The 8,168-nt window shown below is 73.7% G+C and carries 8 protein-coding genes; 2 read left to right on the forward strand and 6 right to left on the reverse strand.

Annotated elements, in window-relative coordinates:
- On the reverse strand, positions 1 to 116 hold a 116-nt coding region (locus ABD993_RS02710; RefSeq protein ID WP_345412302.1), incomplete at its 3' end, for an adenosylhomocysteinase.
- A 201-nt stretch (positions 117 to 317) separates the two neighbouring features.
- On the reverse strand, positions 318 to 1,607 hold the full coding sequence (locus ABD993_RS02715) for a glutamate mutase L (protein WP_345412293.1): 1,290 nt from the start codon (positions 1,605 to 1,607) through the stop codon (positions 318 to 320).
- A 100-nt stretch (positions 1,608 to 1,707) separates the two neighbouring features.
- Here ABD993_RS02715 and ABD993_RS02720 point away from each other — a divergent pair, with 100 nt between their 5' ends.
- Positions 1,708 to 3,333, forward strand: a complete 1,626-nt coding sequence (locus ABD993_RS02720) for a long-chain fatty acid--CoA ligase (RefSeq protein WP_345412304.1) — start codon at positions 1,708 to 1,710, stop codon at positions 3,331 to 3,333.
- Between the two features lie 207 nt (positions 3,334 to 3,540).
- Here ABD993_RS02720 and ABD993_RS02725 read toward each other — a convergent pair whose 3' ends face one another.
- Both ABD993_RS02725 and ABD993_RS02730 read right to left on the reverse strand, forming a co-directional pair.
- The gene (locus ABD993_RS02725; RefSeq protein ID WP_345412294.1) at positions 3,541 to 4,971 is read right to left on the reverse strand and encodes a hypothetical protein; all 1,431 of its coding nucleotides are present in this window, start codon (positions 4,969 to 4,971) and stop codon (positions 3,541 to 3,543) included.
- A 125-nt stretch (positions 4,972 to 5,096) separates the two neighbouring features.
- Complete coding sequence (locus tag ABD993_RS02730; RefSeq protein WP_345412296.1) at positions 5,097 to 5,543, reverse strand: VOC family protein; 447 nt, start codon at positions 5,541 to 5,543, stop codon at positions 5,097 to 5,099.
- A gap of 54 nt (positions 5,544 to 5,597) precedes the next feature.
- Here ABD993_RS02730 and ABD993_RS02735 point away from each other — a divergent pair, with 54 nt between their 5' ends.
- Positions 5,598 to 6,251 carry a TetR/AcrR family transcriptional regulator gene (locus ABD993_RS02735; RefSeq protein ID WP_345412298.1) on the forward strand — a complete coding sequence of 218 codons (654 nt, stop codon included), beginning with the start codon at positions 5,598 to 5,600 and terminating at the stop codon, positions 6,249 to 6,251.
- Here the strand turns inward: ABD993_RS02735 and ABD993_RS02740 are convergent.
- Both ABD993_RS02740 and ABD993_RS02745 read right to left on the reverse strand, forming a co-directional pair.
- Entirely contained in the window at positions 6,220 to 7,047 is an 828-nt protein-coding gene (locus ABD993_RS02740; RefSeq protein ID WP_345412306.1) for a carbon-nitrogen hydrolase family protein, read from the reverse strand. The two genes, ABD993_RS02735 and ABD993_RS02740, sit on opposite strands and share 32 nt — an antisense overlap.
- A gap of 20 nt (positions 7,048 to 7,067) precedes the next feature.
- Complete coding sequence (locus ABD993_RS02745) at positions 7,068 to 7,916, reverse strand: carbon-nitrogen hydrolase family protein (RefSeq protein ID WP_345412300.1); 849 nt, start codon at positions 7,914 to 7,916, stop codon at positions 7,068 to 7,070.
- Positions 7,917 to 8,168: the final 252 nt, after the last annotated feature.

Consider the following 8,168-nt stretch of genomic DNA (forward strand, 5'->3'; position numbering starts at 1 on the left):
ATCAGGCCCGGCATCTCGTTCTCGGCCAGCCGGATCTCCTTGCGGCCGAACTCGTGCAGGGCGAGGTCGGCGACGGCGAAGTCCAGGCCGTCGATCTTCTGCAGCTTGTCGCTCATGAGTCTCCTCGTACGTGGGGCCGGGCCCGTACGAAGGTGATCGACATACGAGCCTCCTCCCGAATGGATGGGAGGCGCCCTTCTCGTCGTCGACCGCGGACCGAGCGTGGCGGACTGAAGTCCGCTGCAGCGCCTCTCGACCCGCGCGGCCCTCAGCGTACCGAGGCCGCACCGCGCGGGCCACCGCCCCCGGCTCCCGGGCTAGCCCAGCAGGTGGTCGCGCAACAGCGTCTCGGCGGCGTCGAGGCGCTCGTGGCCCGCCAGCAGGCCCGCCGGGGCGAGCGCGAAGTCCGCATCCACCAGCACGGAGGCGTCCGCCAGGGCCGGGGCCAGCACCTCGTCCCCCTGCAGCGTGCCGACGAGCGCGGCGATCCCCGCGGCGTCCCGCTGCCGGAACACCCCGCCGGACAGCACGACCAGCCCGATCCCGGGGCCGCCCGACTCCTCCTCGCGCAGGTGCCTGCGCACGGCCACGACCGCGGCCAGGGCGGCGATCCGGCGGTCCTCCGCGGCGCTGCCCGCGTCCCGCGGGACGGAGCCGACCTCGGTGGCCATCCGGTGCACCGTGGCGGACAGCAGGTCGGCCTCGACGGGGTCGACGATCGCCTCGGCCTGGGCCTCCTGGAGCACCCCCTCCGCCGCGGCACGCATTCCGAGGTCCCCCTCGACCGTGCGGCGGACCCCGTGCTCGGGGCGGGCCGAGTGGACGTCCGTGGTGGCGCACCCGACGTCCACGACCAGCACGCGGGTGCCGCAGATCCGGGCCAGCTCGGCGGTCGCGGCCCGGACGGCGTCCGGCGTCATCACCTGGATCATCCGGCGGAACCGCGGCGCCGCGGAGACCCCACGACCCCCCAGCACGTGCCGGGCGAAGACCTCGGCGAGCGCGGCCCGCGCGGGGCCGGGCACCAGCTCCCCCGCCGCGGGCGAGACGTTCGCGCAGGCCACGACGGTGCGGCCGGTGGCGCGGAGCAGAGCCAGCGCGTCGTCTCGGGCCTCGACGTTCCCGGCCAGCACGATCGGGTGCCGCAGCCGGGCCCGGGCGAGCTTGCCCGCGTTGTGCAGCAGCACGGCCGGATCCGACCCGTCCGCCCCGCCGATCAGCAGCACGGCACCGGGGCGGTGCCCCCGCAGCGCCCGGACGTCCGCGGGCTCCAGCGGCCCCGCGTGCACGTGCACGACGTGCGCGCCCGCGGACCGGGCGACCTGGTGCCCGATCTCGGTCGACAGCAGGAGCTCGGTCCCGACCACGGCGAGCCGCAGCCCGCCCCCGGCGGACGAGCAGGCCAACAGGTCGGTGTCCAGGCCGCTCGCGGCGGCGGTCACCCCGCGGACCGCGGCATCGACGCCCGCGAGGACGTCCTCGGCGGTGGTGGGGTGCTCGGCGAACCCGGCGAGTGACCCGTCGGGCTCGACCAGCACGGCCTTGGTCCACGTGGACCCGACGTCCAGGCAGACCGCACCGGCAGCCGGCGTGCCCGCTGTGGTCATGCCACGGGAGCCTACCGGTCGATCACGCTGCGCAACGGCCCTCGGCGCGATCCCCTCCGGCGAGTAGGGTTTGGTGATCCACAACACCCCAGGAGCGATGATGCTCGGACTGATGCAGGACCGTCCGCTGTCCCTGCCCCACGTCTTCCACCGCGCGGAGCGGATGTTCGGCCACAAGCGCCTGATCACGGCCTCCCCCGCCGGGGAACGCGAGACGACGGTCGCGGAGTGGGCGGTGCGGGTGCGCCGCCTCGCGACCGTGCTGGACGATCTCGGCGTCTCCGCGGACGGCCGGGTCGGCACGTTCTGCTGGAACACCGACCGCCATCTGGAGCTCTACCTCGCGGCCCCCTGCACCGGGCGGGTGCTGCACACCCTCAACATCCGGCTGTTCCCCGAGCAGCTGGTCTACGTCGCGAACCACGCCGAGGACGAGGTCGTCTTCGTCGACCGCTCGCTGCTGCCGGTGCTCTGGCCGGTGGTGGACCAGCTCGAGACCGTGCGCACGATCGTCGTGATCGACGACGGCGCGGACGCCGAGATCCCCTCCGACCCCCGCGTCCGGGACTACGAGGAGCTGCTCGCGGCCGCCGAGCCCTTCGCGGGCCGGTTCTCCGTCGAGGACGAGAACGCGGCCGCGGCCATGTGCTACACGTCCGGGACCACGGGGAACCCGAAGGGCGTCGTCTACAGCCACCGCTCGGCGGTGCTGCACTCCATGGTCACCCTCACGGCGGACGCGTTCGGGCTGGCCGAACGGGACGTCGTGCTGCCGGTCGTCCCGATGTTCCACGCCAACGCGTGGGGCATCCCCTACGGCGCACTGCTGGCGGGCTGCGACCTCGTCTTCCCGGGCCCGAACATGTCGCCCGCGGCGATCGCCTCGCAGCTGGAGCGGCACCGGGTCACGGTCACCGGCGGCGTCCCGACGATCTGGATGGGCATGCGTCCGCTGCTCGCCGACCACGACCTCTCGGCACTGCGGGCGATCATCTGCGGCGGGTCCGCGGTGCCCCGCGCGCTCTCGGAGGCCTACCGGGAGGCCATCGGCCTGCCGATGCTGCACGCCTGGGGCATGACCGAGACCTCGCCGATCGCCACGGTCTCCACGCCCCGCTCGCACCACGCGGGCTGGACCGAGGACCAGCGGGCGGACGCCCGCGCGCGGCAGGGCCAGGCCGTCCCGTTCGTGGAGCTGCGGATCGCGGACCCGGACACCGGCGAGGAGATGCCCTGGGACGACGAGGCGAGCGGCGAGCTGCAGGCGGCCGGTCCGTGGATCGCGGCGGAGTACTACCGCGGCGAGGGCGGCGGAGCCCAGTTCACGGCGGACGGCTGGCTCAAGACCGGCGACGTGGCGGCCGTCGACAGGTGGGGGTTCGTGCGGCTGGTCGACCGGACGAAGGACCTCGTGAAGTCCGGCGGTGAGTGGATCAGCTCGGTCGACCTGGAGAACGAGATCATGGCGCACCCGGCCGTCGCCGAGGCGGCGGTGATCGCGATCCCGCACGAGAAGTGGACCGAGCGCCCGCTCGCCTGTGTGGTGGTGAAGCCGGGTGAGTCGCTGACCGCCGACGAGCTGCTGGAGTTCCTCGCGCCGCGCGTGGCCAAGTGGTGGTTGCCGGACGCCGTGGAGTTCATCGACGAGGTGCCCAAGACGAGCGTCGGGAAGTTCTCGAAGAAGACGCTGCGGGAGAAGTTCGACGGGTACTCGCTGCCGTCCTGAATCGTGCCCGGAGTTCCGAGGGCGCCGCACCGTCGCCCTCGGAACTCCTTCTTCGCATTACGGCAAGCGGAGCAATCTCACAGCAGACTCGTAACAAACTCTTATCTTCCTCGAAAGAGTGACTGCACCCGTTCGCCGTGATGGTTGTCGGAACGACGTTTCCGACCATCGGGCTCCCCCGCGGGTGACACTCCGCAGGAAGGAACGTCAACGGTGAATTCCACACTCCGCCGCGGTCTGCTCACGGCCGCCATCTCCGGCGGATGCGTCCTCGTGGTCAACGGCGTCGCGCAGGCCGAGGAGCAGAAGCCTGCCGACCCCGCGGCCGGCACGACCAAGACCGACGCCGACGCGGCGAAGACCACCCCGTCCCCCACCGCCGCGACGACCACCGCGGGAGCCGAGCAGATCATCAAGACCGCGCTGCCGAAGGGCCCGGGCCCCGGCGGCCTCCCCGGTGGTCTCCCCGGTGGTCTCCCCGGTGGTCTCCCCGGCGGCCAGCACCAACAGCCCGGCGGCCAACAGCCCGGCGGTCCTCGCCACGACGACGACGGACCGCGCGGCGAGGCGAACGGCCCCCGTGGACCGCGCGGCGACCACGACCCGCGCCACGGCGACCCGCGGCACGAGAACGCGAGCCACGGTCCGAGCCGGGGCGGCGACCGTGACCAGCCGTGCGACAACGACCGCGGCCCCGTCCGCGCCGATCACCGTGCCGATCACCGTGCCGATCATCGCGACGACCGCGGCCCGCGCGGTGAACGCGACCGGGACCACGGGCCCCGCGGGCAGGGTGACCACCGCGGCAACGACCACCGGGGCGGCGACCGGCACGACGACCGGCACGACGACCGGCACGACGACCGGGACCGCGGGCCGCAGCAGGTCCGACACGAGCACGACTCCCGCGGCGGCCACGACCAGCACCGCGGCGACCAGCACCGCGGCAACCAGCACCGCGGCAACCAGCACCGTGGCGACCACCGTGGCCCCCAGCAGGCCGGGCACCACCGGGGCGGCCACGAGCAGCACCGTCCCGGCGCGCGGCACGACGACCCCCGACACGACCCCCGTGGCCACGGGCCCCGGACCGAGCAGGCGAGGCACGAGCAGAACCGCCACGACCACGACCGCGGCGACCGACACCGCGACGGCCGGGACCACGACCGGCACCACGGCGACCGTGATCGCGACCATCGGGCGCACGCCGGACAGCGCCGCGACCACGACCGGGGCGACCACCGGTTCCGCCCCGCCACGCACCACGAGCACGGCAGGCCCGGCCACCACGAGCACGCCAAGCCCGCCGCACACCACGAGCACGACCGCGACCACGACCACCGCGGCCACGAGCGTGGCGACCACCGCGGGCAGGACCGGCACGACCACCGGGGCCACGACCGTGACCACCGGGACCACCGGGACCGCCACGACCGCCACCAGGCCGCGGCGCACCACCGTCACGGGCACGGTCCGGACCACCGCCACCCGGCGCTTCCGCACCGCCCGCACGGCCCGGTCCAGCAGGCCGCGCACCATCCGCACGGCGCCCCGCAGCACAAGCCGGGCCCGCGCATCCAGGTCACGAAGATCGACGTCGACATCAACGTGATCATCGAGAACCTGCTGAAGCACCACGACGTGCGCAAGACGCTCTCCGCCTGATTCTCGGCGCCCCGCCGAGAAGGACGCTCCGCATTCCGGGCGGTCATTCACGACCACCCGGAATGCGGTGTACCCAGCGCTGGGAAAAGGAGACGACGTCAGGAAACGACGTTTCCGGAAGGGACGCGCCGCCCGTAGCCCGCGCGCCCGGTCTGGTCGATTCCGTGTTCGGCCTCGGTGTAGAGATGGATCTCGTGACCGTCCGGGTCGTGCAGCACCACCAGCCAACCCACGGAGGCGTCGATCACCGGTGAGTGCGCCACGCCCGCCGCGTCCAGGTGTGCCGTCCACTCCTCGATCGCCGCCCGGTCCGCCACGCCCAGCAGCAGTTCCAGGCCCGGCTGGCTGTGCGCCTCGGGCGTCTCCCGCAGGGCCAGCCCACCCTCGCAGCCCGGCAGGTCCCCGGCGACCCCGCGCACGACGCCGTCCGAGTCGGGGAACTCCAACCACGGCGCGAAGCCGAAGACCTCGCGGTAGAACTCCAGGCTCCGCGGCAGGTTCGCCACCGGGAGCTTCACGCCGCGCAACCGCACCAGCTCGGGCATCTCGACGCCTTTCGTTGAACCATCAGTGCATCGAATGCGTGTAGGGTGCACCGCATGCCCGAGGACGTCAAGCGGCCGTACCGGTCACCCCTGCGCGAGGAGGCGGCCCGCCGCACCCGCGCGACCATCCGCGAGGCGGCCACGGAGCTGTTCGTCGAGCACGGGTACGTGAGCACCACGGTCAAGGAGATCGCCGCCGCGGCGGGGGTCGCGCTGCGCACGGTGCACGCGGCCTACCCCGGCGGGAAGGCGGAGATCTTCCAGCGTGCCCTGGACGTCGCCCTCGCCGGGGACGACGAGCCCGTCGCCGTCATCGACCGACCCGAGGTGCGGGACGCGCTGGCGAATCCGGACCGGGTCCTCGCCGACCTCGCCCGGCACGGGGCCGCCCTGCAGGCCCGGGCCGGCGGCCTGCTGCGGGCGTGCGCCGAGTCCTCCGGTGCGGACGCCGACATGCGCAAGCTCGACGACCTGGGCGCCAAGATGATGGCGCGGAACATGCGCACGGTCGCCGAGGCGCTGCGGGACCACGGGCTGCTGACGGTGCCGGTCGACGAGGCGGCGGACGTGCTCTTCGCCCTGAACGGCCCGCAGATGTACGACCTGCTGGTGCGGCGCCGCGGATGGTCCGGCGAACGCTATGCGCGGTGGCTGGCGCAGGCCATGGCCATGCTGCTCACCGGTACGCCTCCGGTCGCCGCTCGGTGAGGTGCGAGAGCCTGCGGCGGGCGGCCTTGAGCGAGGCCTCGACGTCCACCTCGGCGACCGCGATGCCCGCCTTCGCCCAGGTCCGGGCCAGCACCTCGCCGTCCGGGCCGACGACCTTGGCCTGCCCGAGGAACCGCATCCGCCCCATGGAGCCGGTCTGGTTCGACGACACCAGCACCACCTGGTTCTCCGCCGCCCGCGACCGGTCGTAGAGGTCGAACAGCCGCGACTGCCGGTCGTCCGACATCCGCGGCGCGCGGTTGGTGATGTTGGTCGGCCAGGCGGACAGGCAGGCGATGATCTCCGCGCCGTCCAGGGCCAGCGCGCGGGCGGACTCGGGGAAGGTCTTGTCGTAGTCGACGAGCATGCCCAGCCGCCCGACCGGGGTGTCGAAGGCGGCGAACGACTCGCCGGCGCGGTAGACGCGCTCCTCGCCGAGGGGCTGGTGGACCTTGCGGTGCAGCCCCAGTACCCCGCCGCCGTGCACGCAGGCCGCGGTGTTGTACCGGACCCCGTCCGGCCCGGCCTCGCACAGCCCGATGCACACCACCATGTCCCCGGCCAGCTCCGCGACCGTGCCGAGCTCGGGACCAGCCGGGTCCAGCGCCGGGGGCAGCGCCGCGGGGTCGGGGTCGGCGAAGTCGGTGAGGTACCCGCCGAGCGCGGCGTCGGGCAGCACGAGGAGCCCGACGCCGGATCGGCGGGCGTGTTCGATCAACGTCCCGACGCGGGTCAGCCCGGCCTCGATGTCCCGTCCGAACGCGGCCGCGACGGCGCCGATCCGCAGGGCCCCCACGACGTGTCCTTCCGACGTGCTCATGCGGCGAGGAACGGCCGCCCGTCGGCAGCAGCGTACGTCTCCGGCCTGCGGTCCCGAAGGAAGTTCATGGCCGCGCGTGCCGCGTCCACCGCGGCCTCCACGTCCAGCTCGGCGACGGCGAGGCCCTCGTCCTGACCGGTGGTCGCCAGGACCTCTCCGCCGGGGTCGACGACCTTGGCGCTCGCGGCGAACCGGAGGTCGCCGAACGTGCCGTACTGGTTGGACGCGATCCAGATCAGCTGGTTCTCCAGCGCGCGGGCCCGGTCGAACAGGTCCATCCGCCGGGTCCAGCGGTCCTGCGCCGGGTCCGGGTGCCGGTTGGTGCGGCTGACCGGCCAGGCCGAGAGCGAACAGATGATCCGCGCGCCGTCCATCGCCTGGTCCCGGGCGGCTTCGGGGAAGGCCTTGTCGAAGCAGATCTGCATCGCGATCCGGCCGACGGGGGTGTCGAAGGCCGCGAACCGGTCCCCCGCGCCGTAGCTGGCGTCCTCCCGCAGCGGCTGGTGGACCTTGCGGTGGGTGCCCAGCACGCCGTCCCCGGACACGCAGACGGCGCTGTTGTAGACGGCGTCATCGCCCTGTTCGCAGTAGCCGGCGCAGACGACCATGTCCCCGGCCAGCGCGGCCAGGGTGGCGATCTCGCGCCCCGCGGGGTCGAGGGCGGGGGGACGCTCCGCGCCGCCCGCCAGGTCGCTGAGGTACCCGCCGAGCGCGGCCTCGGGCAGCACCAGCAACCCGACGCCGTCCGCCCGGGCCCGGGCGATCAGCGTCGTGATCCGGGCGAACCCCTCCTCGAGGTCCCTTCCGAAAGGCGCGCACGCCGCCGCCATCCGCAGCCTGCTCATGGATCTCCTCACGTGCGTGGGGGGCGGAACGGTCCCGGGGGCGTCCGGGACCGTCCCCCCTCCCGCGGTGGGTGCGCTCGGCGCGCCCGCCGGAGGCGTGGGTGCCGCACGAACGGCACTCTTGTGCGGACCTACCGCGCAAGAGTGCCGTTCGTGCGGATCGAGGTGGGGTGGGTCAGATCTGGTACGTGCTGTTGATGATCGCGCCCTTGCGGGCGTAGTGGATCAGCGCGTCCTGCACGTCCAGCGGAT

The organism is Pseudonocardia xishanensis (genome assembly GCF_039541715.1).
Classification (GTDB): domain Bacteria; phylum Actinomycetota; class Actinomycetes; order Mycobacteriales; family Pseudonocardiaceae; genus Pseudonocardia; species Pseudonocardia xishanensis.